The sequence below is a fragment of the Caballeronia sp. SBC1 genome, from assembly GCF_011493005.1.
Lineage (GTDB): Bacteria > Pseudomonadota > Gammaproteobacteria > Burkholderiales > Burkholderiaceae > Caballeronia.
Window position 1 is genome coordinate 2,202,897 of sequence record NZ_CP049156.1, and the last position, 23,539, is coordinate 2,226,435.

The following is a 23,539-nucleotide window of genomic DNA, read 5'->3' on the forward strand; positions in this document are numbered from 1 at the left end:
TGCCTTGTTGCCTTGTTGCGGTGTAACTGCTGTCTAAACTGAGCGCCGGTCAAGCATTGCACGCGCGATCGTGCCTGCGTCGACGTATTCGAGTTCGCCGCCTACCGGCACCCCGCGCGCAAGGCGCGTCACCTTCAGGCCCTTCGACTTGAGCGTCTGTGCGAGGTAATGCGCAGTCGCCTCGCCTTCGTTCGTGAAGTTCGTGGCGAGCACGATTTCCTTCACAAGGCCGTCTGTGGCGCGCTGGATCAGGCGGTCGAAATGGATCTCTTTCGGCCCGATACCGTCGAGCGGACTCAGCCGTCCCATCAGCACGAAATACAGTCCCCGATACGTCAGTGTCTGTTCGAGCATGATCTGGTCGGCAGGGGTTTCGACCACGCAGAGCAGTTCAGGATCGCGTTCGGGGTCGTCGCAGACCTCGCAAATCGCTGCTTCGGTGAACGTATTGCACTTTTCGCAGTGTTGCAGATGCTCGGTGGCGAACATCAAAGAGCGGCCGAGCTTTTCAGCGCCCGGCCGATCGTGCTGCATCAGATGATAGGCCATGCGCTGCGCCGACTTGGGACCCACGCCCGGCAGCGCGCGCAGCGCTTCGACGAGCGCCGACAAGGCGGAAGGTTGTTTCATGCGCTTGGGACCCTATGCTCTGAGGGTTGAGGTATTTAGAACGGCAGCTTGAAACCCGGCGGCATTGGCATGCCGGCCGTCATGCCGCTCATCTTTTCCTGTGTGGTGGCTTCGGCTTTACGCACGGCGTCGTTGAACGCCGCGGCAACGAGGTCTTCCAGCATGTCCTTGTCGTCGGCGAGCAGGCTCGGGTCGATCGCTACACGGCGGACGTCGTTCTTGCACGTCATGGTCACCTTCACGAGGCCGGCGCCAGACTGTCCTTCCACTTCGACGAGGGCGAGTTCGTCCTGCATCTTCTTCATGTTGTCCTGCATCTGCTGAGCTTGCTTCATCAAGCCGGCGAGTTGGTTCTTCATCATGGTCGGACTCCTTGCTGGAAACGGGGTAAAGATAATGAGTGCATGCCGCGCGGTTCGGGATCGGCTCGGGTCCGCGCTGGCCGTGAATGGGTGATGGTTGTTGCCTTGCGTGCTTTGTGTGTTTTGTGTGTTTTACAGCGGGTGTTCCGTTGTTCATTCGAGCCGTCCGGCATGAAGGGGGTTCCTCACCTTCGTACTTGTCCGGCTCTCTCGGTCTGAAGCTTATCTCTCGGTCTGACGCCTAGGCGCTCTGACTCGTTCGCTCCGCGCGGGTTCTGGCGTTTTCGCCTTCCAGCGTTTTCACGGCTGCGTTGCTTAACGGCTTTCGGCGCTTGAACACTGCGCGCTTGCTTGCTGTGCGGCGCCTGCTCTGTTCCCCTGCCTGCAGCCCTACCGCTGCCAGCCTTTTTCTGCGCTCACAGGAAAAGTCAATTCGCCGATGCCGCGTTCCGGCCGCCATCCTGCGCGTTGCCCGATGCCAGCGGCTTGATCGAACCTTGCACAATACTCGCGCCAAAATCGCGGATCAGCGACTGCACGAACGGGTTCTGCGTAATCTCCTGCTCCGCCTCCTGCTGGCGCTGCGCGCGAACGGCGGCGTCGAGCGCGGCGGCCGTGCGACGTGCGGGGCCGACACTCACGTTCACGTCGATCGGCCGGCCGAGCTTATCGGTTAATGCCGCCTTCAGCTTCGCAACCTGTGCGCTTTCGGCGTATTGCGGGACAGGCACGGCAAGCGTGATGGACGTGTCGTCGCACGCAGTCAATTCGCTATTGAAGGCGAGTTGGTAAGCGATGCCCTTCAGCGGCAAGTCCACGGCAAGCGTTGGCCAGTCACCGCTCACGCCAATGGCATCGAGCGGGACAGCGGGCGGCAGCGGACGCGCATCAACTCTGGGCGCAGGCTTGGTGGCGGGTGCATCGTTAAAGCGCAGGTCGTCGGGTCCGCTGTCGAACGCCGGCATGAAACCGTCATCGGGCGGCATGAAATAGCCGTCTTCCGACGAAACCGGTTGATAGTCGTCCAGCGGCATTTCTTCCCACGGAGGGGTTGCGCCGCCGCTGTTCCTGCTGGCGATGGCACCCGTGCCGTTAGCGCCGCTCGGAGCTCCGGCATTTTTGTCATTGCCGTTCGCGTTGGACTGAGCACCATTAAACCTGGAGTCGTCCGCTGCGGGTGCTGTGCCTCGATCGGCCGAAGCAGCAGGCCGACGTGGCACAGGAACCTGCACGGCAGGCGTCGCCTTGGGGGCTACGGGCTTGCGCACGGGTTCGGGAGCACGCGCCCCGCGATCCGACGATACCCGCATGCCCGCGCTGCGCAACACATCGAGCGCGGCGCTAGCACCGCCCGTCGCACGCGGCGACGCGATTTTTTCAGCTGGCGGCGCAGCCCGGTTCTCGGCCGGCTTCTCGGCCCGGTTCTCGGCCCGGTTCTCGGCCCGGTTCTCGACCCGCTCGCCAGCGGCGCGATCGATGAGTTCCTGGGCTGCTGCGGCAAGCATCGCGGAGTTGGAATCGGGTTCTGACTCAGGCACAGCCAACACGTCATCCAGCGAGGCATCGGAACTGGCAGATAATGAAGGCGTATCGGCGGAGGGCTGCGGATCCGAAGATAGCGCCGGTACTTCAGGCGATGCCGAACCAGCAGGAATGATTGCCGGTGCGCTTTGCGCATCCACTGCGTCCACCTCTACCGCATCGCCATGCCCCTCGACAGGCTTGTCCGTCAGCGCTTCAGCCTTCCCTTGTGCAGCATTGTCTGGATCGATGACACGAGTCTGGGCAACGGCGGGGATATTGGCAACCTCAGGCGTTCGATCAGGCTCCGCGGTCACCCGCGGCGTCACAGCCGGCACCGGCTCAACCGCCGGGCTTTGCACGACTTCGTCACTAGTCGCAGCAGGATTTTCGCGCGAGACCGCGTCCGAACCCGCCACCGGCGTGGGAGCCGAATCGCGCCCGTCCGCGGCAGCATTGTGGGCAGTCACCGCCGATTGACCTGCATCCTGCGACAGCGGCGCTTTCTCTTTTTCGCGATCCGAATCCGTAGTGTCCGCTCTGGTCGAAGCGATATCGGCTACACGATTCACCAGCGACTTCGCCGCACCCGCAGCCAACAAACCCGCCCCACCGGCTGCACCGGCTACAACACCACTCGGCGCCGCTTCACGTGCCACTGCACTAGGCGAACCCACGACTGCCGGCCTCACCCGCGCGCCGCCCCCACCGCCTCCGCCCGGACCACCCGCGGGTTCGAACGCAAGCATGCGCAACAGGGTCATGGTGAAACCGGCGTATTCATCCGGTGCCAGACCCATCTCGCCGCGCCCGATCGTCGCAATCTGATAGAACAATTGCACGTGCTCGGCGCTGAGCAAGTCCGCGAACCGGCGGATATCGGTTGCCTCCGGCCATTCGTCCAGCACCGAAGCCGGCGCGTACTGCGCCCACGCGATCCGGTGCAACAAGCCGGCCAAGTCCTGCAACGCCGTGGAAAACGACAAACTGCGCAAAGCCATCTCGTCCGCGATGCCAAGCACGCCCTGCCCGTCGCCGGCCGCGAGGGTATCGAGCAAGCGGATCAGATAACTCTGGTCGAGCGCACCGAGCATGCCGCGCACGGCCTCCTCGGTGACCTGGTTTGCCGAATACGCGATGGCCTGGTCAGTGAGCGAAAGCGCGTCGCGCATGCTGCCGTCGGCGGCACGCGACAAAAGACGCAACGCTTGCGACTCGTAAGGGATCTGCTCTTCGCCGAGCACATGTTCCAGATGCCCAACGATCTGCCCTGCCGGCATCTGCTTCAGATTGAATTGCAGGCAGCGCGAGAGCACGGTGACCGGGATCTTCTGGGGATCGGTGGTGGCCAGGATGAACTTGACGTGTGCGGGCGGCTCTTCCAGCGTCTTCAACATGGCGTTGAACGCGTGGTTCGTGAGCATGTGCACTTCGTCGATCATGTAGACCTTGAAACGCGCGTCGACCGGGGCGTATACCGCGCGCTCGAGCAGCGCGGCCATTTCGTCCACGCCGCGATTACTGGCCGCGTCCATCTCCACATAATCGACAAACCGTCCCTCATCGATCTCCTTGCACGCCCGGCATACGCCGCACGGCGTGGATGTCACGCCGGTCTCGCAATTGAGCGCCTTGGCGAAGATTCGCGACAGCGTTGTCTTGCCGACACCGCGCGTGCCGGTGAACAGATAGGCATGGTGCAGCCGTCCGCCGTCGAGCGCGTGCGTGAGCGCACGTACCACGTGCTCCTGGCCAACGAGCGAAGCGAAAGATTTGGGCCGCCACTTGCGTGCGAGAACTTGATAGGTCATGCCGAAATTGTATCAGCAACGTCAAGAGGCAAAAGCGTTTCCCCAAGGGACTCGCGCCCGCAGAGGCGACGCGCCAAAACTTGCCCCGCATACCGACAGAATGGCTCTTCAAGGGCGAAAAACGTGAGCAGAAAAGGGGTGAAGTAAGCGTACGAAAAACGCAAAACTTAACCAAACCTCAATAAGCCGCAAGAAACCCGGAAGACAGGAAGTTTGAAACGAGGGACAAAACGATGGGGTCGAGGAAATACTCGGGAAACTACGGAGGGGGTACGACGAAGAGGACAGGGGACAACGAGACAAAGAACGAACAACGAGACAAACAAGAAAAGCGAAGGTGACGAGCCCGACCCTCGGCACTGGTAGAAAACGGCTGTGGCTGCTTCGTTCCCGACCTGACCAGGTTGACCGCGCCACCATGCGAGGAGGCCCGTCACGAAGAATCATATCAGAGAAGGATCGCCGCGCCCACCACCAAGGTGAATGCTGTTGAATTTCAGGCGCGCAATCGCAATATGCACGACCTGGGGCCAGCAGCGTTGCCACCTGCCCGCTGTATAAAATACGCCGCTGAATACGCCGCAATATCGGGCGCTGGAGTTTCGTCCAGAGGGGACCTATCGGTACCCGGCAACAGATAGCAAAGTAAGCTAAGATGACAATTTGAAGCACCGGTTAATCACCGTGTGACAGACAGAACGCGGCTTTTCCGGCAACGGTATGCGCCCATCCAAGCGAGCGGCTCTACACCCCGCAGCGCGGCGAACTATTTCCTGTTTTGGTGTATCGTGGCGAGCATTCAAACGCGGGCCTCGAATTCATAGAGGTATTCACATAATGAGCGAATCGATCAAACATATCAGCGACGCATCCTTTGACCAGGACGTCACGAAATCGGATAAACCCGTCCTGCTCGACTTCTGGGCGGAATGGTGCGGCCCCTGCAAGATGATTGCTCCGATCCTCGACGAAGTGGCCAAGGACTACGGCGACCGCCTGCAGATCGCGAAGATCAATGTGGACGAGCATCAGTCAACACCGGTGAAGTTCGGCGTGCGCGGCATCCCCACTCTGATCTTGTTCAAAAATGGTGCAGTCGCCGCACAAAAGGTCGGCGCATTGTCCAAGTCGCAACTGACCGCCTTTCTCGACAGCAACCTGTGATTTGAAGCTGGGGTTCGAAGTTGTGAGTCGAAGCCGGAAAGCCTGCAACGGCATTTGCGGCTCTCGCGGAACAACTCCCTTCCAGCGGTACGACCCGGCGTTTGAGCCGGGTCTTATTCAGGTCTTATCCGGCTAGCTATAAAAGTAAAGACGGCAAAAGCAGTTAGCTCCACGTGAGATTCCAGCAGATTGTTGTGAGACCACAACATGAACGAATCACACTGTCACCATGGCCACCCGAGGCCATGCCGGCATGTGCTATGCTAGAATCCTAAGACTGCAAGACGTTTCTTAAGACGGCAAGACGTTTAGGTCCTTGAGCGTTCAGCTCACTTCTCCTCCCAAATTCTCTGTTGTACCTCTTCTCCCTGGCGGGAAATCCGTATGCATTTATCCGAGCTCAAGTCTCAGCACGTCTCCGCATTGATCGAAATGGCCAACGGCCTGGAGATCGAAAACGCCAATCGACTGCGCAAGCAGGAATTGATGTTCGCGATTCTTAAAAAGCGCGCCAAGACTGGCGACACGATTTTCGGCGACGGCACGCTCGAAGTATTACCTGACGGCTTCGGCTTCCTCCGGTCGCCCGAGACTTCGTATCTCGCCAGCACAGACGACATCTACATCAGCCCGTCGCAGATCCGCCGCTTCAATCTGCACACAGGCGACACCATCGAAGGTGAAGTGCGTACGCCGAAAGACGGCGAGCGCTACTTTGCGCTCGTCAAGGTAGACAAGGTCAACGGCCAGGCGCCGGAAGCCTCGAAGCACAAGATCATGTTTGAAAACCTGACGCCGCTGCATCCGAACAAACCGATGCCGCTCGAGCGCGAAATGCGCGGCGAAGAGAACGTGACGGGCCGGATCATCGACATGATCTCGCCTATCGGCAAGGGTCAGCGCGGGTTGCTGGTGGCATCGCCGAAATCAGGCAAGACCGTGATGCTGCAGCACATTGCGCATGCGATCAAATCGAATCACCCAGACATCGTGTTGTTCGTGCTGCTGATCGACGAACGGCCTGAAGAAGTGACGGAAATGCAGCGCTCGGTGGTGGGCGAAGTGATCGCCTCCACCTTCGACGAACCCGCCGCGCGCCACGTGCAAGTCGCGGAAATGGTGATCGAAAAGGCCAAGCGCCTGGTCGAAATGAAGCACGACGTCGTGATCCTGCTGGACTCCATCACGCGTCTCGCTCGCGCCTACAACACGGTGGTCCCGGCGTCGGGCAAGGTCCTCACCGGGGGTGTGGACGCGAACGCACTGCAACGCCCGAAGCGCTTCTTCGGCGCGGCTCGGAACATCGAGGAAGGCGGATCGCTGACCATCATCGGCACGGCGCTGATTGAAACCGGCAGCCGGATGGACGACGTGATCTACGAAGAGTTCAAGGGCACCGGCAACATGGAAGTGCATCTGGAACGCCGCCTCGCAGAAAAGCGCGTGTATCCGTCGATCAACCTGAACAAGTCAGGCACGCGTCGCGAAGAACTGCTGATCAAGCCGGACCTGCTGCAAAAAGTCTGGGTGCTGCGCAAGTTCATTCACGACATGGACGAAGTCGAGTCCATGGAATTCCTGCTCGACAAGATCCGTCAAACCAAGAACAACGCCGAGTTCTTCGATCTGATGCGCCGCGGCGGAAGTTAAATCAACTTAGTTAATCCAACGTAGTTAATCCAACGTAGTTAATCCAACGTAGTTAATCCAACGTAGTTAATCCAACGCGCTGGTTCGAAACATGAAAAGCCGCCCGCATTCGCGGGCGGCTTTTTTTCGTCTGCCGAAACGAGCAGCACGATTATGAACGTGTACGTTCACGTTCATGTTGATCTATAATTTCGGGACATCATCATCTGCCGATAAAACCTTCGGCCAGCACCATGTCCAACGAACTGCTCACCGTACGCGACGCCGCCGAACGCCTCGGCGTCACCCCCCGCACGCTGAAATACTACGAAGAACGCGGTCTCGTTACGCCCAGCCGTAGCGAGGGGCGTTATCGACTCTATGACGAAAACGATCTGGAGCGCTTCGGGCGCATCTTGCGGCTGCGGTCGCTAGGGTTTTCGCTGCACGGCATCGTGGAGATGCTCAAGCGGCCGCTTGAAAAAACGGAAGCCGGCCAGAATCGCTATTCACCCGATTCTCTGGCGGACATCCGCGAGGGTCTGCAGCAGCAACTTGATGCTATCGATACTCGCATTGAGTCCGTGCGCCGCGAGTTAAAAGAGGCACAAGCGGTGCGCGCCGAACTGCGTCTCGACCTGGATTACGTGGAAGCGCGGCTCGCCGGTCAGCCTGCCGACGCGCTACTCGAACAAAGGTCGAAGGCGAGCGCGAAGGCCAGGAGCAAGAAGTAATGAGCGCGCGGGCGCCGGTGTTCACGGTCGAGCGGTTGCGCGGGGACTTTTTCCCGTGGGTGCTCGCGCTCGTGACCGGGCTGGACTACTTCGACAACGCCATCTTTTCGTTTTTTGCCAGCTACATTGCGGGTGGAATCAATGCATCGCCGGATGAACTTGTGTGGTCGTCGAGCGCGTACGCGGTCGCCGCCGTGCTCGGGATCTTGCAGCAGCAATGGTGGGTGGACCGGCTCGGGCACCGGCGTTATGTGGCCGGCTGCATGCTGCTGTACGCGTGCGGCGCGATGATGTCCGCGCTCACCGAAACCTCGCTGCAACTGATGTTCACGCGCGGTTTGCAAGGCTACTTCATCGGTCCGATGATGGGCGCATGCCGCATCCTGATCCAAGTGAGCTTTACGCCGCAAAAGCGCGCCGGCGCAACGCGGGCGTTCTTGATCCTGATCGTGGGCAGCAGCGCAGTTGCGCCCTTGCTTGGGGGCTGGCTCGTGTCGCACTTCGACTGGCGCGCGTTGTTCGCCTGCACCGCGCCCGCAGGGCTCGCATTCGCCGTCCTGGCCATGCTCGCATTGCCTGATTCCGGCAATGTGGTGCGGGAGGAACGTGGCGCGACGAGTTTCTGGCCGTATCTATTGTTTGCGTTTGCGCAGGGCGCGCTGCAGATCGTGATGCAACAAGTGCGCTTCGTGCACTTCAGCACGTCGCCTGCTCTCGTATTGCTGACGGTGGCGGGTATTGGCGCCCTCGCCTGGTTTGCGTGGCATCAATGGCATCACCCTGCACCGCTCGTACGCCTTCACGCACTGCGCGAACGCTCGTTTCAGGTCGGTCTCCTGCTGTACATGTTCTATTACTTCGAGTCGACGGGATTCAGCTACCTGATCTCGCGATTCCTCGAACAGGGACTCGGGTATCCGGTCGAGAACACGGGCCGGCTGGTCGGTATCACGTCGCTGATCTCGGGTTCCGCGCTGTTCCTGTATTTCAGGTATACCAAGTACGTGAAGCGCAAGAAATGGATCATCGTGCCGGGTTTTGCGATTGCGGCGCTGGTCGGGTGGCTGATGACGCGAATGTCGCCGGGCGTGGCCCAAAGCGACCTGATCCCACCCATGTTGCTACGTGGATTGTTGCTGCTGTTCATCGTGTTGCCCGTCGCGAATCTGACGTTCAAGATTTTCGAGATCGAGGAGTTTACGCACGGCTACCGGTTGAAAAATATTGTGCGGCAGTTGACGCTCTCGTTTGCAACGGCGGCAGTGATTATTGTCGAACAGCATCGGGAAGCCTTGCATCAGTCAAGACTCGCCGAAGCTGTGAATCCGTACAATCCGGAATTTCAGAACGCCGCGAATGCGCTGGCGAATGGCTTCGCAGCGGCTGGCCATTCAGCCGTCGATGCCCACAGGCTTGCTATTGCAACCATCGCCCGCACGGTCGCGCAACAGGCGAGTTTCCTCGCTTCGCTCGACGGTTTTTATTTCCTGATGGGTGTGGCAATTTGCGGTGGCGTGTTCGCCCTCTGGCAGAAACAGATCGATTGAGCGCCGGAAAGCATCAAGAGAACATCGAGAGAACACTACAGATCTCATGGCCAATTTCCTGACCCGGCTGATCAGCGGAAATCGTCGTGAAAGAGCGCTGCGCAAACACGCTATCGACGACACGCTCTGGCACAACACACTCGAGCGCCTGCCGTTTTTTGGTCATCTCGACGACGCCGATCGCGGCCGGCTGCGCGAATGGTCAACGCTTTTTATCGCTGAAAAGGAGTTTTCGACCGCCCACGACCTGACGCTCACCGACGCGATGATCGTCGCTATCGCGGCGCAAGCCTGTCTGCCCGTGCTGAATCTGAGCCTGGAGTTGTACCGCGGCTGGGTCGGCGTGATTGTGTATCCGGGCGAGTTCGTGATCCGCAAGACGGTTGAGGACGAGGCGGGCGTGGTGCACGAGATTGAACACGATGCGAGCGGCGAGGCTTGGGAAGGCGGCCCGGTCGTGCTGTCGTGGGAAGACGCGCAGATGACCGATGGCGCCGATGCCTACAACGTGGTGATCCACGAGTTTGCGCACAAGATCGACATGCTGAATGGCGAGGCGGACGGTCATCCGCCCCTCTTTCGCCGCTGGCACGCGCCGCTCGATTCCAACGCCTGGAACGATGTCTTCGATCACGCGTACGACCATTTCTGCGCTCAGGTTGACGCGGTTCCCCCGCGCCGATGGGGCCGGTTTGAGCGCGAATCGCTGATCGATCCCTACGCCGCCGACCATCCGTCGGAGTTTTTTGCAGTCTGCAGCGAGGCGCTGTTCGTGCAGCCGGTGGCGTTCGAGCGTGATTATCCGGAGTTGTATCGCCTGCTTGCGCGCTATTACCGGCAGGACCCTGCGGGCGTGGGTGCGCTGAACTCGCCGGGGCAAGAATGAACCTTCCGCGTCGGTCCGGAAGCCCTGAAAACATGCCAAACAGCTGATTTTCTGGCATAATCGCCGTTTTTCGACCTCAGGCAAGTGGCTCGCGCTCGCAAGATCGGTTTGCAGGATGGCCTGCAAACATGCGCAAACCCCGTAATCCGGGTGGGCTGGCTACCAACAGATACCAAGGAAAGACCATGAAAGAAGGCATTCACCCGAATTACCGCGAAGTGCTGTTTGTCGACATGTCGAATGACTTCAAGTTCATCACACGTTCGACCATCAACACGCGCGAAACCGGCGAGTTCGAAGGCAAGACGTACCCGCTGGCAAAGATCGAAGTGTCGTCGGAATCGCATCCGTTCTACACCGGTCAGCAAAAGATCATGGACACGGCCGGCCGCGTCGAGAAGTTCAACAAGAAGTTCGCAGCATTTTCGGCAAAGAAGTAATTAGTCGAGAAAGCCGCCAAGGCTGGTTTCAAAAAAAGGCAGCGAAAGCTGCCTTTTTTTCGTCTGTACCTCGTGCGCCGGGGCAATCCGGGGCCAATCGGGCGAACTCACCCCGCTGAACCCACACGCTTTCAAGCACCGCAATGACGCGCGCGGCGCCACCCGTCTACAATGCCGGATTCGGTAAAAATCGCACGACCCGCCAAGGCACGAGATTCGCGTGTCACACCAGGATCCGAGCAGGACCCAAGCAGGATCCAAGCAGGACCCAAGCGCCGCCGCATTGCTCCATCAGTTTTGTTCCCTCGCCCAAACGCATGCGAAATGTTGTCCGTCTGACCGCCTCCGCCACTAGCGCCCTGCCGCGCTGGCTGCTGCTCGCCATTTGTATCATCTACGCGTCGTTTGGACTGTTCGGCCGTGACCCGTGGAAAAACGAGGACGCAGCGGGCTTCGGCGTGATGTGGACCATGGCCAACGGGGGCGCGAAAGACTGGCTCCTGCCGAATCTGGTAGGCAAGGCGCTCACCGGCGACGGCCCGTTCATGTACTGGTTCGGCGCGGGTTTTATCCGCCTGCTGAGCCCGTGGGTCGATGCAAGCAACGCATCGAGAGTGGTAACCGGATTGCTGTTTTGTATCGCCTGCGCGTTCGTCTGGTACACGGCGTATCTACTTGGCCGGCGTGACGAGGCACAACCGTTCAAATACGCCTTTGGCGGCGAGCCCGAGCCGCGTGACTACGGCCGCACACTCGCCGATGGCGCGCTGCTGATCCTGCTCGCCTGCTTCGGCCTGGCCGAGCGCGGCCACGAAACCACGCCCCAGCTCGCTCAGTTCGCCGGCACCGCCATGCTGCTGTACGGCCTCGTGCGCAGTTGCGACAAGCCGATCCAGGGCGCGCTCGTCTGGGGCGCGGCTATTGGCTTCGTGGGTTTATCGAGCAGCCCGGTGCTGGTGCTGGCACTGCTGCTCTGCACGCTGGCCATGACCGTTATCGTGCGCGAAGTGCGGCCGTTCCATCTGGTTGTGCTCGGCGTCCCCGTCGCCGTCATCCTGATCGGCGCTTGGGTGTGGGCGGTGCTGTACTTCTACCCGGACGACGGTGAATGGTGGCTGCGCCAATGGTGGCGTAACAGCTTCGACTCGTTTTCCGGTTCGCCGATCCAGGCGCTCTCCTACGCCCTCAAGAACCTGCCGCTCTTCACGTGGCCGGCGTGGCCGCTCGCCATCTGGACCTTTGTGAGCTGGAGCGGACTGCGCCGCTCGCCGCACGTGGCCGTGCCGCTTTCGGTGATCGGGCCGCTGCTGGTGCTGGTGATCCTGCAAAGTCATCAGTCGAACCGCCTGTTCATGCTGTTGCTGCCGCCGTTGTCCGTGCTGGCCACGTTCGCGCTGCCCACGCTCAAGCGCGGGGCGATCAACGCCATCGACTGGTTTGCAATGTTGAGTTTCACGCTGCTCGCCACGTTCGTCTGGCTCGTCTGGAGCGCGGGCCTGTTTGGTTTCCCCGCCCCGCTCGCGCGCAATCTCGCGCGTCTGGCGCCCGGTTTCCAGCCCGAATTCAAGATCATGTCGTTCGTGTGCGCGGTCGCCGTGACGCTGTGCTGGTTCTCGCTCGCGCGTTGGCGCCTCGCGCGTCATCCGAAGGTGTTGTGGCGCAGCGTCGTGCTGTCGAGCGCGGGAACCACGCTGATGTGGGTGCTGCTGATGACGCTGTGGCTGCCCGTGGTGAACTACAGCCGGACGTATCGCGACGTGGCCGAACAGATTGCCGATCATCTGCCGCCTGACTACACCTGCATTTCCCCGGTGCGCCTGGGCGATGCACAGATTGCGACTTTCGCGTATTTCGGCGGCATGCATTTCGCCTTCGATGAAGACTGCGACGTGATCCTGCGCCAGGACACGCAAGATTACGGCGAACCGTCGTCAATCTCGCCGTTCGAGTGGAAGCTGGTGTGGGAAGGCCGGCGCGTGGCCGACCGCGACGAACGGTTCCGGCTGTATGTGCGCATCGAGCGGCCGGTGGCGCCGGTCAAGCGGTTGCGGCCGAAGTCGCTGCATCGCGGAAGCGACTGATCATGTGGCCGGATGTCCGCAAGATCGTGGCCCTGGCGTGGCCGGTTCTGATCGGCCAGTTGGCGATCATCGCGTTCGGCGTGATCGATACAGCCATGGTCGGTCGATATTCCGCCACGGATCTGGCGGCACTCGGCCTCGGTTCGTCGATCTACATCTCTGTCTATATTGGTTTGACGGGCATCCTGACGGCGTTGCAGCCCATCGCCGGCCAATTGTTCGGTGCGCGGCGCGAAGCCGAGATCGGCGAGGAAGTCCGGCAGGCACTATGGCTGGCGGCGGTGTTGTCGGTGATTGGCTTCGTCTGCCTGTATTTCCCGCAGCCTCTTCTAAGCATCGCCGATGCTCCCCCCGCCCTGCACGACCGCACCCTCGCCTATTTGCGCATCCTGTCGCTTGGACTGCCCGCGAGTCTGGCATTTCGTGTTTATAGCTCGCTCACAAACGCCGTCGGTAAACCGCGCCTCGTCATGTTCCTGCAAGTCGGCGCGCTGATGCTGAAGATCCCGCTCAACCTGTGGTTCATCTTCGGCGGTTTCGGCGTGCCGGCGCTCGGTGGTCCGGGCTGCGCCATTGCCAGCACCATGATCAACTGGCTAATAGCCATTGTCGGAATAACGGTGCTTGTGCGTTTTGAGTTCTTCCGGCCGTTCGGCGTGTTTTCGCGCTTTTGCTGGCCCGTCTGGCAACGTCAAAAAGCGCTGCTCAAACTCGGCATTCCTATGGGGCTGTCCTACCTGATCGAAGTGACGTCATACACCTTCATGGCGTTGTTCATCTCGCACTTTGGCACGACCACGCTGGCTGGGCATCAGATCACCGGAAACATTGGCGCCGTGCTCTACATGACGCCCTTGTCCATTGGCGTGGCGTCCGCGACCCTCGTCTCGCAGGCGCTCGGCGCACAACGTTTCGATGCCGCCCGTTCGCTCGCCCGCCACGGCATTATGTTGTCGTGCGGTATTGCGTGCGTGTACGGCGCGGCGCTGTTCGCACTGCGGCCGTACTTGCTCGAGGCCTACACGCCGGACAGCCAGGTGATCGCGGCGGCCATGCCGTTACTCGCCATTGTCGTGTTCTATCATTTCTTCGATGCCCTCCAGATCACCACGGCTTTCGTGCTGCGCGCCTACAAGGTGGCGGTCGTACCCACGGTGATCTACGCGGTTGCGTTGTGGGGGATCGGGTTGGGCGGCGGGTACTTGCTCGGGTTCAACGTGGGCGGTTATGCGCCTGCCTGGCTGCATGGTGCACGCGGGTTCTGGGTGGCGAACTCGCTGAGCCTGGGCGTGGCGGGCGTAGGACTGTTTCTCTACTGGCGGCGTATCAGCACGCGGCACATTCCGGACGATCGCGTCCGCGCAGGGGCCGAGCCGGTTTAGATTCAACCATCGCAACCGCGCACTCGATGCAATCAGTTTGCATCGTCTTGTCATAAAATGAAAACAATTGGCAAGGATGACGTAACATTCCGGTAAAATCGCCAGCGTTTTGGCCACCCTGGAACGAGTGCGATGATCCGCGTCATAAAAAAACAACGCTGGCCACTGGCAACGCTGGCCGCCCTCTCCTTGCTCGCAGCGGGCTTCCTGGGCGCCACGCATCGCGCCGACGCCGCCCGCACGCTGAGCGTGTCGCCACAGGGCAAGGTCACGCAGGTGCGCCAGGTGGTCGTCAAGTTCGACGAAGCGATGATCGCGTTCGGAGATCCCGCAGCCAAAGCCCCAGCTCAAGTCCACTGCAGCGGGGGATCATCGGCGGGTTCCGCTCACTGGATCGACGATAAAACCTGGGCGTTCGACTTCATGCAAGACCTCACGCCCGGTATGCGCTGCTCGGTCGCGCTGGAAGACGGACTCAAATCCGCCGCGGGCAACGCGCTCACCGGTCCACGGCAGTTCCGCTTCGAAACCGGCGGCCCGTTTGTCACGCAAGTCATGCCCGGCGGCGGCGAGATAGAAGAAAAACAGACCTTCGTGCTGCGCCTGAACGGCCCCGCGACAGAAGCGTCCGCGTTGCAGGACATCTGGTGCGAATCGAATGGATTGGGTAACCGGATTCCCGTCAAGACCGTCGACGCCAACGCGCGCGCCGCCCTCCTCAAACATTTCCGCCTCGAAAAAGACAGCGCACGCGTGCTCACGCTCGCCTGCCAGCAGACCCTGCCGTCCGCCACGAAAATGCAACTCGTGTACGGCGCGGGCGTAGCCGGCCCGAGCGGTCTTGCCAACGACGTAGAGAAACGCTTCGACTTCGATGTCCGTGAACCCTTCACCGCGAGTTTTTCCTGCGAACGTGAAAACGCCAAGGCGCCCTGCACGCCGTTGCGCCCGTTGCGCATCCGCTTCAGCTCCCCCGTGCCACGAGCGGACGCAGAAAAGATCACCTTGCACGGCCCGGGCGGCAAGACCTCGCCCCAGTTCGATCCCGACGAAAAGGACAACGACATCACCAGCGTCCAGTTCGCGGCGCCGTTGCCCGAACACGCGGATTTATCGATAGAACTGCCTGCTGGCCTCAAGGATTCCAGCGGTCGCACGCTGTCGAACGCGGACCTTTTCCCGCTGAAGACATCAACGGCGCCCATGCCGCCGCTCGCCAAGTTTTCATCGTCGACATTCGGGATCATCGAGCGTTTCGCCGAACCGAACATGCCCGCCATGTTGCCCGTCACGCTGCGCCACGTGGAAGCCGACCTGAAAGTGAATGGCCTCAACGCGGGGTCATCGAGCGTGACAAAGCTGCGCGTGGATGCCGACACCGAGATTCGTCGATGGATGAAAACCGTCAATCGTTTCGACGGCTTTTCAATGTCCGTCGCGCAGATCAAACAGGAGATGCCACAGGCGCTCAGCAACGGCATCACGCCGGTCTACGCGCAGGGCAGCACCGCGAAAGATCCGCAAATCGATATCCGCTCGCTGTCGTTGCTGGCGAAACAACCGGGCGTTGAAAGCCTGAGCGTGCCGCAAGCCGATCCCAAGTCGCTGCGGCCTTTTGAAGTGGTCGGCATTCCTCTCCCGAAACCCGGTTTCTATGTAGTCGAACTGGCATCGCCGGCATTGGGTGCATCGTTGCTCGGCAAACCGCAAGCCATGTATGTGCGCACCTCGGTGCTCGTCACCAACCTGGGCGTGCACTTCAAACAAGGCCGCGAAAACAGCATCGTCTGGGTGACCGCGCTCGATAGCGGCAAACCCGTGCCGAACGCACAAGTGCGCGTCACGGATTGCAATGGCGATCAGATTGCAGTCGCCAAGACCGACCTGAATGGCATTGCAACGATCGGCAAACCGCTGGCATCGGCACGTTCCTGCGATGAAAACAGCATCGACGATTCCGGCTTCTTTGTCTCAGCGCGCGTCGACGATCCGAAGACCGGCCCGGACATGGCTTTCGTGCGGTCGGACTGGAATCGCGGGATTGAATCGTGGCGCTTCAATGTGCCCACCGATATGAGCCGCGATCAAACCACGCGCGCGACAACCGTATTCGACCGGACGCTGCTGCGCGCGGGTGAAACGGTGTCGATGAAACATTTGATCCGTGAAGAAACGCTCAACGGTTTTGCGTTCCCGTCGCATTTGCCTTCGCGCGTGACGATCCGTCATGAGGGCAGCGGCCAGACCTATCATCTGCCGCTCAAATGGGCGGCTGACCGGAGCGCCGATTCCACCTTCCCGATTCCCGCCGCTGCGAAGCTCGGCGAATACAGCGTAACGCTGGACGACGGATCGACAAACACGGACGACGACAACAACGGCGACGACGCCGGGTCCGGTCACATGAGCATCGAAACCGGCAATTTCCGCGTGGAGGAATTCCGCCTGCCGGTGTTCAAGGGATCGATCGGCATTCGCGATCAAAAGACCGGCGCGCTCGTCGCCGCGACGACCGCACCGCTCGCGGTGCAGATTGAATATGTGTCGGGCGGACCGGCATCGAATCTGCCGGTGCAAGTGTCGGCATTGATGAAAGACACGTCACCGGCTTTTGCTTCGCAGTTCGAATCGTTTAGTTTCGCGCCGTATAAGAAACCCACCGATGATGGCGCCAGCGCGCCCGCAACCGAAGGCGAGGATGACAACAGCAACGCGCAGGAAGATACGTCCACGGCGAAACTCATCGCCGATAAAACCGCGCTGACGCTCGACCGCAATGGCACGGGTACCCTCACGCTCAAGTCGCTGCCGGTGGTGGAAGCGCCAAAGCAGCTTGCGCTGGAAGCGACCTTCGCGGACCCCAACGGCGAGATCCAGACGCTGCGCGGCAGTGCCACGCTCTGGCCCGCAGCTGTTGCCGCCGGTATCAAGGCAGGCGACTGGGTGTCGGTCGGCAACGCGGTGCCGGTGCAGGCACTTGCCGTCGACTTGCAAGGCAAGCCGCGCGCGGGCGTCGCGCTCGAAATACGCGGCGTTGCACGGACCATGACGAGCTCGCGCAAGCGCATGGTCGGCGGTTTCTATGCATACGACAACCACACGGAAACCAAGGACCTCGGCACGCTCTGCAGTGGCAAGAGCGACGACCACGGCCTGCTTTCCTGCGAGGCAAAACTGAAGGAAGCAGGCAACGTCGACCTGATTGCTACCGCCAAAGACGGCGATGGCCGGGTGGCGAACGCGACCACCTCGATCTGGGTCACGCGCGAAGATCAGCTCTGGTTCGGTGGCGAAAACACGGACCGGATCGATGTGCTGCCTGAGAAAACAAGCTACGAACCCGGCGAAACCGCCCGCTTCCAGGTGCGTATGCCGTTCCGCTTCGCGACCGCGCTGGTGGCGGTGGAGCGCGAGGGTATCGTGGAAACGAAGGTCGTGGAACTCGATGGCAAGAACCCGACGGTCGAGCTGAAAGTGCAGGAGTCGTGGGGGCCGAATGTGTACGTCTCCGTGCTCGCGATCCGCGGGCGGATTCACGAAGTGCCGTGGTATTCGTTCTTCACGTGGGGCTGGAAATCGCCACTCGATTGGGTGCACGCGTTCTGGTACGAAGGGCGGCAATACGAAGCGCCTACCCCGCTTGTCGATTTGTCGAAGCCCGCATTCCGTTACGGGCTCGGCGAGATCAAGGTGGGAACGGCCTCGCACAAGCTTGGCATAACCGTCACGACGGATGCGAAGTCGTACGCCGTGCGCTCGAAGGCACATGTGAAAGTCCGCGTGACGCTGCCGGGCGGCAAGCCCGCGCCGGCCGGCACGCAAATCGCACTCGCGGCCGTCGACGAAGCCCTGCTCGAGCTAATGCCGAATCAAAGCTGGAACGTGCTCGACGCCATGTTGCAACGGCGCGCGTATGGCGTGGAGACATCGACGGCGCAAATGGAGATCATCGGACGCCGTCACTTCGGCCGCAAAGCAGTGCCGGCGGGTGGTGGAGGCGGACATAGCGCGACACGCGAACTGTTCGATACGCTCTTGCTCTGGAACCCGCGCGTGACGCTCGATGCAAACGGCGAAGCAACAGTCGATGTGCCGCTCAACGACGCGTTGACGAGCTTTCGCATTGTCGCAATCGGGGCGGTGGGCGCAGGTCAATTCGGCACCGGCAGTGCATCCATACGCAGCACGCAGGATCTGCAACTGATCTCGGGCCTGCCTCCGCTCGTGCGCGTGGGCGATCAGTTCCGCGCGTTGTTCACGCTGCGCAATACAACCGCACGGACGATGCAGGTTGTCGTCACGCCTCGTGTTCCGACGCTCGATCTCCCCGCGCAAAACGTGACACTGGCGCCGGAGTCATCGCAGGAAATCTCGTGGGATGTGAAGACGCCCGACGCCATCGGCATGGCTGCAACTGGCGCGTTGAACTGGGAAGTGGGTGCAGCGGAGCAAGGCGGTCCGAAAGCCGCCGATGCCGTCAAACTCACGCAACGTGTGGTGGCCGCGATTCCTGTGACCGTGCAGCAAGCTACGATCACTCAAGTCGACGGCACGTTCGCATTGCCCGTGGCACCGCCCGAGACCGCAGTGGCGTCAGCTGATGGACAGATTCGCGGCGGCATTGCCGTCACGCTGCAGCCGAAACTCGCCGATGGCCTGCCGGGTGTGCGACGCTGGTTCGAGCGATATCCGTATAGCTGTCTCGAGCAGCAAACATCACGCGCGCTGGGTCTCGATGACCTCACGCAATGGCAGACGGTGATCGCGCGGATGCCCTCATATCTGGATAGCGACGGGCTCGCCAACTACTTCCCGCCCTCGGACGACTCCCGGCCTTACGGTAGTCCGGCGTTGTCGGCGTATCTGCTCGCGGTCAGCGATGAAGCATCGAAAGCGGATCCCCGCTTCGCGCTTCCCGACGACCTCCGCGACAAACTCGCGGCGGCGCTGACCAACTTCGTGGAAGGGAAGATCGAGCGGAAATTCTGGTCGCCTCGGCAGGACCTGGACTTCGTGAAACTCTCGGCGATTGAAGCGTTGTCGCGCTACGGTCTGGCTGCACCGCGCATGCTCGGTTCGATCACCATCGCGCCGAATCAGTGGCCAACATCGGCGCTACTCGACTATTACTCGATTCTTTCGCGTGTCGATGGCATAGCTCAACGCGACGATCAGCGCGCCCAAGTCGAGCAGATCTTGCGAGCACGTTTGACGTATTCGGGCACGCGCCTCACCTTCTCCACCGCCGCCGACGACGACCTCTACTGGCTCATGACCGGCCCGGAAACGAACGCGGCACGCACGGCATTGCTTTTCGCCGATAACCCCGCGTGGAAGGATGAAATGCCGCGCCTGATTGGCGGTTTGCTCGCGTTGCAGACGAACGGCGCGTGGCAAACCACGACGTCGAACCTGTGGGGCAAACTCGCCGTGCAGCGCTTCTCGCGTGTGTTCGAAAGTACGCCGGTCAACGGTCAAACGCGCATTGCGCTCGGCACGACGGAAAAAGCCATCGCGTGGAATGCGCCCGCCTCGCCTGCGAATCCCCACAACGTGACGTTGCCGTGGGCATCCGGCACGCTGAACCTGACGCAAGAAGGCAGCGGCAAACCGTGGGCGACCATCGAGAGCCTCGCGGCCGTCGCGTTGAAAGCGCCGTTCGCAGCGGGTTATCGGATCACGAAAACCATCACGCCGATCGATCCTGCAGTCAAAGGCACGCTCTCGCGTGGTGACATCGTGCGTGTGCATCTCGACATTGATGCCCAGAGCGATATGACATGGGTCGTCGTCAATGATCCCATTCCGGCGGGTGCAACGATCCTCGGCTCGGGCCTCGGCCGTGACTCGGAAGCGGCGACCGAAGGCGAAAAGAGCCCGCAAGGCGCTTGGCCGGCGTTTGTCGAACGTGGTTTCGATGGATACCGCGCGTATTACGATTATTTGCCGAAGGGGAAACTGCAGGTGGAATACACCGTCCGGCTGAACAATGCGGGCACGTTCGGGTTGCCGCCTACGCGCGTGGAAGCGCTCTACGCGCCATCCGTGTTCGGCGCGATTCCCAATGCAACGATGCTCGTCGCCCCCCTGGCCGCGGCCAAATAACGCGATGAAACGCGCTGCCCTCGCCCTTATCGGTTGCGTCGCGTTCGCCGGGTTCGCCAGCTCGGCGAACGCGCTGCCTAGCTTCGACGAAGTGCGCTCGGGCTGGCGCAGTTCCGACTGGGTGTTGCTCGCTCGTGACGGCGAACCGCTGCAGCGCACGCGTATTGACACAACCGAGCGGCGCGGCGACTGGGTCGCGTTGCAGGATGTATCGCCGGCGTTGCGCGAGGCGATTGTTGTTTCGGAGGACAAACGGTTCTACGAGCACAGCGGCGTGGATTGGCGCGGCGCGGCGGCGGCGGCTTGGGGCAACCTCTGGAACACGCGCACGCGCGGTGCATCGACGGTGACCATGCAACTGACCGGTCTGATCGATGAAGATCGCCGGCCCGGACGCCGTTCGATAAGCGAGAAAGCGACGCAGACGGTCGGCGCGTTATGGCTCGATCACGCGTGGCGCAAGGACCAGATTCTCGAGGCCTATCTCAATCTCGTGCCGTTTCGCGGTGAGCTCGTGGGTTTGTCGGCGTTGTCGCAGACTTTGTTCGGCAAACTCCCGTCCGGGCTGAACGAGCGTGAAGCCGCACTCACGGCCGCGCTGGTGCGTGCGCCGAATGCGAATTACGCGAAGGTATCGGCTCGGGCGTGCGGGATTTTGAAGGACATGAACCGGGCGCGGCCATTCGCAACGGACCCTTGCGCGAACCTCGACAGCTACGTGCAGCTGACGCTCACGCGGACCGCATCCGCCTCGCCGCGGTCCTCGGATTACTACGCGCTCGCGCCGCACTTCGCGCGCCGTGTGGCCGGCGAAGTACATCCTGCAGCGGGCGCGCGTGTCCAGTCCACGCTCGACGCATCACTGCAGCGCTTCGCCCGTGACTCGCTCGCGCGAACCTTGCTCGAGCTCAACTCACGCGCGCATCAGCGCAATGTGCACGACGGTGCAGCGATCGTCATCGATAACCTCAGCGGCGAGGTTCTCGCGTGGGTCGGCTCGGCGGGAGGGTTGTCGAACGCGCCGGAAGTCGATGCGGTCGTTGCGCTGCGCCAGGCTGGCTCGACGCTCAAGCCGTTCTTGTACGCACAGGCTATCGACGAAAAGCGCCTCACGCCAGCTTCTTTACTCGATGACGCCCCGCTCGATCTCGCCACCGGCGGCGGCCTGTATATCCCGCAAAACTACGATCACGATTTCAAGGGCTGGGTGAGCATGCGCACGGCGCTGGGATCGTCGCTGAATGTGCCGGCGGTGCGCACGCTGGTAATGGTCACGCCGCACCGGTTCGCGAAAACGCTGGTGTCGCTCGGTCTGCCGCTCACGCAAGCGGGCGATTACTACGGCTTCAGTCTCGCGCTCGGCAGCGCCGACGTGACGCTCGCGACACTCACGAACGCGTACCGGACGCTCGCGAACGGCGGCCTCACCGGGCCAATATCGGATTTGCCGACACGCACCTCGCCACCTCTTGGCACGCGAGTCTTCAGTCCGCAAGCCAGTTTTATCGTGACGAACATCCTCGCCGACAACAACGCGCGCACGCGCACCTTCGGCTTCGACAGTGTCCTTGCCACGCGTTTTTTCAGCGCGGTGAAAACCGGCACGAGCAAGGACATGCGCGATAACTGGGCGGTCGGCTACACGTCGCGCTATACAGTTGGCGTGTGGGTAGGCAACGCGGACGGCGCGCCGATGTGGGACGTCTCCGGCGTCACAGGCGCCGCACCCGTGTGGGCCGCCCTGGTGAACTACCTGCACCGGCGCACGCCAAGCCGGCCGCCGGTCGCGCCACCGGGCGTAGTGCGCACAAAGATTGTTTATCAAAACGATATCGAGCCGGCGCGCGACGACTGGTTCCTGAGCGGCACGCAAATGTCGCGGATCGCGTTGTCGGCGAATGCGGAAGGCGCGGCCGTGCGCAACGGCACGGCCCGGATCGCCTCGCCCACCGACGGCACTATTTTCGCGCTCGATCCCGATATTCCCGCCGCGCGCCAGCGGGTCTGGTTCGAGAGCGCGCAAAGCGCACCAGCGGGCAGCGTGTGGCGGCTGGACGGCAAATTGGCCGGCCCTTCCGCACAAATGACACGAATGGCTTGGCTGCCGTGGCCCGGGCATCACACGCTGGAACTGGTCGATCGCCAGGGCTTGGTGGTCGATTCCGTGAAATTCGAAGTACGCGGCGCGTTTGCGAAAATCAAGACAAAAGATTGATAAGAATCAACCTGAGGAATCAAATCCGGCAATGCATCTATTCCGACAAGCGTATATCCGAAAACGTTAAATCTGAACCGATTCGCCTCCATCCGCCACGAGTCTGGTGATAATCGCTATCGGAATCGAAACCGGGCAGCGGATTCGGTACAACCGGCAAAATAATAGCCGGTGATGTTGTAAAAAATAATCCCCCCCGCACCGGACGGAGGTCGCTGCCATTATCCTGACCCGCATTTTGTCCTATGCTTGTTGGACTTTCTGGCCAGGCTTCCAGTAAGGCCGGCATCGATTCCTGTTTTTATTTTTCAACCTGGAGCACTTGTCATGCTTAAAAAGCTGTTGATGCTGTGTCTGGCCCTTGCGTTGTCCGTAGGCGCCGCGTTTGCGGCCGTCGACGTGAATACGGCAGACCAAACGTCGCTTGAATCGGTAAAGGGGCTTGGGCCGGTGAAATCGAAGGCGATCATCGACGAACGGACGAAGAACGGCCCGTTCAAAGATGCCGACGATCTCGCCAACCGCGTGAAAGGACTCGGCACGAAGTCCGTGACGAACCTGGAGCAGGCCGGGCTGACGGTTGGCGGTTCATCCGCACCGCCGACCGGGACGAAAGCCAGCAAGACGCCTGCCGCCACGAATGAAGGTGCCGCAGCGCCCGCCAAATCGACAGTGAAGTCGTCCGCGGCCGCAACCGCCGCCACGTCACCCGCCGCGACCACGGCCACAACGCCAGCAGCAACGCCAACAATGACCCCCGCAACAACGGCGGACGCGGCGTCCACCACCAAGGGCAAGAAGGGTAAAAAAGCCAAGGCCAGCGCGGCAGCTAGTTCGAGCGCGGCGACAACAGCAACAACAGCGACGGCCGATGCAGCGTCGAGCGCGAGCGGCGCCAAGGCGTCGAAGAAGTCCAAGAAAAAGAAAGCCGCGAGTGACGCGGCAGCAACCTGAGGACGGCGACGCACTTCAGCGCTGAATCCCGAGCGTTGAATGGTCATCAACGCGCATCTCGAATTCAAGCCGCCCAGG

Annotated in this window: 14 protein-coding genes and 1 other RNA gene; 11 read left to right on the top strand and 4 right to left on the bottom strand. The window is 61.2% G+C overall.

All coding sequences use genetic code 11. The features are described from left to right. Positions 1 to 33 precede the first annotated feature (33 nt). From recR to ffs, 4 genes are all read right to left on the bottom strand, one after another. On the bottom strand, positions 34 to 630 hold the full coding sequence (gene recR, locus SBC1_RS09660) for a recombination mediator RecR (RefSeq protein ID WP_165091507.1): 597 nt from the start codon (positions 628 to 630) through the stop codon (positions 34 to 36). Positions 631 to 665: 35 nt separating this feature from the next. Next, positions 666 to 992 (bottom strand): YbaB/EbfC family nucleoid-associated protein, encoded by a 327-nt coding sequence (locus SBC1_RS09665; RefSeq protein ID WP_165091510.1) that lies wholly within the window; start codon positions 990 to 992, stop codon positions 666 to 668. Between the two features lie 428 nt (positions 993 to 1,420). After that, on the bottom strand, positions 1,421 to 4,324 hold the full coding sequence (gene dnaX / locus SBC1_RS09670; RefSeq protein ID WP_165091513.1) for a DNA polymerase III subunit gamma/tau: 2,904 nt from the start codon (positions 4,322 to 4,324) through the stop codon (positions 1,421 to 1,423). A 336-nt stretch (positions 4,325 to 4,660) separates the two neighbouring features. Continuing rightward, positions 4,661 to 4,759, bottom strand: an RNA gene (ffs, locus tag SBC1_RS09675) — signal recognition particle sRNA small type. 402 nt (positions 4,760 to 5,161) lie between these two features. Between ffs and trxA the strand changes: the two genes are divergently transcribed. The 11 genes from trxA (at position 5,162) to SBC1_RS09730 (ending at position 23,461) form a co-directional block, all read left to right on the top strand. Continuing rightward, complete coding sequence (gene trxA, locus SBC1_RS09680; protein ID WP_031356443.1) at positions 5,162 to 5,488, top strand: thioredoxin TrxA; 327 nt, start codon at positions 5,162 to 5,164, stop codon at positions 5,486 to 5,488. A gap of 384 nt (positions 5,489 to 5,872) precedes the next feature. Continuing rightward, on the top strand, positions 5,873 to 7,138 hold the full coding sequence (gene rho / locus SBC1_RS09685) for a transcription termination factor Rho (protein ID WP_031356444.1): 1,266 nt from the start codon (positions 5,873 to 5,875) through the stop codon (positions 7,136 to 7,138). A gap of 233 nt (positions 7,139 to 7,371) precedes the next feature. Then, positions 7,372 to 7,851 carry a MerR family transcriptional regulator gene (locus tag SBC1_RS09690; protein WP_165091515.1) on the top strand — a complete coding sequence of 160 codons (480 nt, stop codon included), beginning with the start codon at positions 7,372 to 7,374 and terminating at the stop codon, positions 7,849 to 7,851. Beyond that, positions 7,851 to 9,398: an MFS transporter gene (locus SBC1_RS09695; RefSeq protein WP_165091517.1), complete on the top strand. Its 1,548-nt coding sequence runs from the start codon at positions 7,851 to 7,853 to the stop codon at positions 9,396 to 9,398. Before SBC1_RS09690 ends, SBC1_RS09695 begins: the two co-directional genes overlap by 1 nt. Positions 9,399 to 9,444: 46 nt before the next feature. After that, positions 9,445 to 10,284, top strand: coding sequence for a zinc-dependent peptidase (locus SBC1_RS09700; protein WP_165091519.1), 840 nt, complete (start codon positions 9,445 to 9,447; stop codon positions 10,282 to 10,284). A gap of 185 nt (positions 10,285 to 10,469) precedes the next feature. Then, on the top strand, positions 10,470 to 10,724 hold the full coding sequence (locus tag SBC1_RS09705; protein WP_050380378.1) for a type B 50S ribosomal protein L31: 255 nt from the start codon (positions 10,470 to 10,472) through the stop codon (positions 10,722 to 10,724). A 317-nt stretch (positions 10,725 to 11,041) separates the two neighbouring features. Further along, positions 11,042 to 12,805: a glycosyltransferase family 39 protein gene (locus tag SBC1_RS09710; protein ID WP_165091522.1), complete on the top strand. Its 1,764-nt coding sequence runs from the start codon at positions 11,042 to 11,044 to the stop codon at positions 12,803 to 12,805. 2 nt (positions 12,806 to 12,807) lie between these two features. Then, positions 12,808 to 14,187, top strand: a complete 1,380-nt coding sequence (locus SBC1_RS09715; RefSeq protein ID WP_165091524.1) for an MATE family efflux transporter — start codon at positions 12,808 to 12,810, stop codon at positions 14,185 to 14,187. 132 nt (positions 14,188 to 14,319) lie between these two features. Next, positions 14,320 to 20,292 carry an Ig-like domain-containing alpha-2-macroglobulin family protein gene (locus SBC1_RS09720; RefSeq protein ID WP_165987581.1) on the top strand — a complete coding sequence of 1,991 codons (5,973 nt, stop codon included), beginning with the start codon at positions 14,320 to 14,322 and terminating at the stop codon, positions 20,290 to 20,292. Positions 20,293 to 20,296: 4 nt separating this feature from the next. Further along, positions 20,297 to 22,507, top strand: a complete 2,211-nt coding sequence (gene pbpC, locus SBC1_RS09725) for a penicillin-binding protein 1C (RefSeq protein ID WP_165091529.1) — start codon at positions 20,297 to 20,299, stop codon at positions 22,505 to 22,507. A 327-nt stretch (positions 22,508 to 22,834) separates the two neighbouring features. Further along, positions 22,835 to 23,461: a helix-hairpin-helix domain-containing protein gene (locus tag SBC1_RS09730; protein WP_165091532.1), complete on the top strand. Its 627-nt coding sequence runs from the start codon at positions 22,835 to 22,837 to the stop codon at positions 23,459 to 23,461. Positions 23,462 to 23,539: the final 78 nt, after the last annotated feature.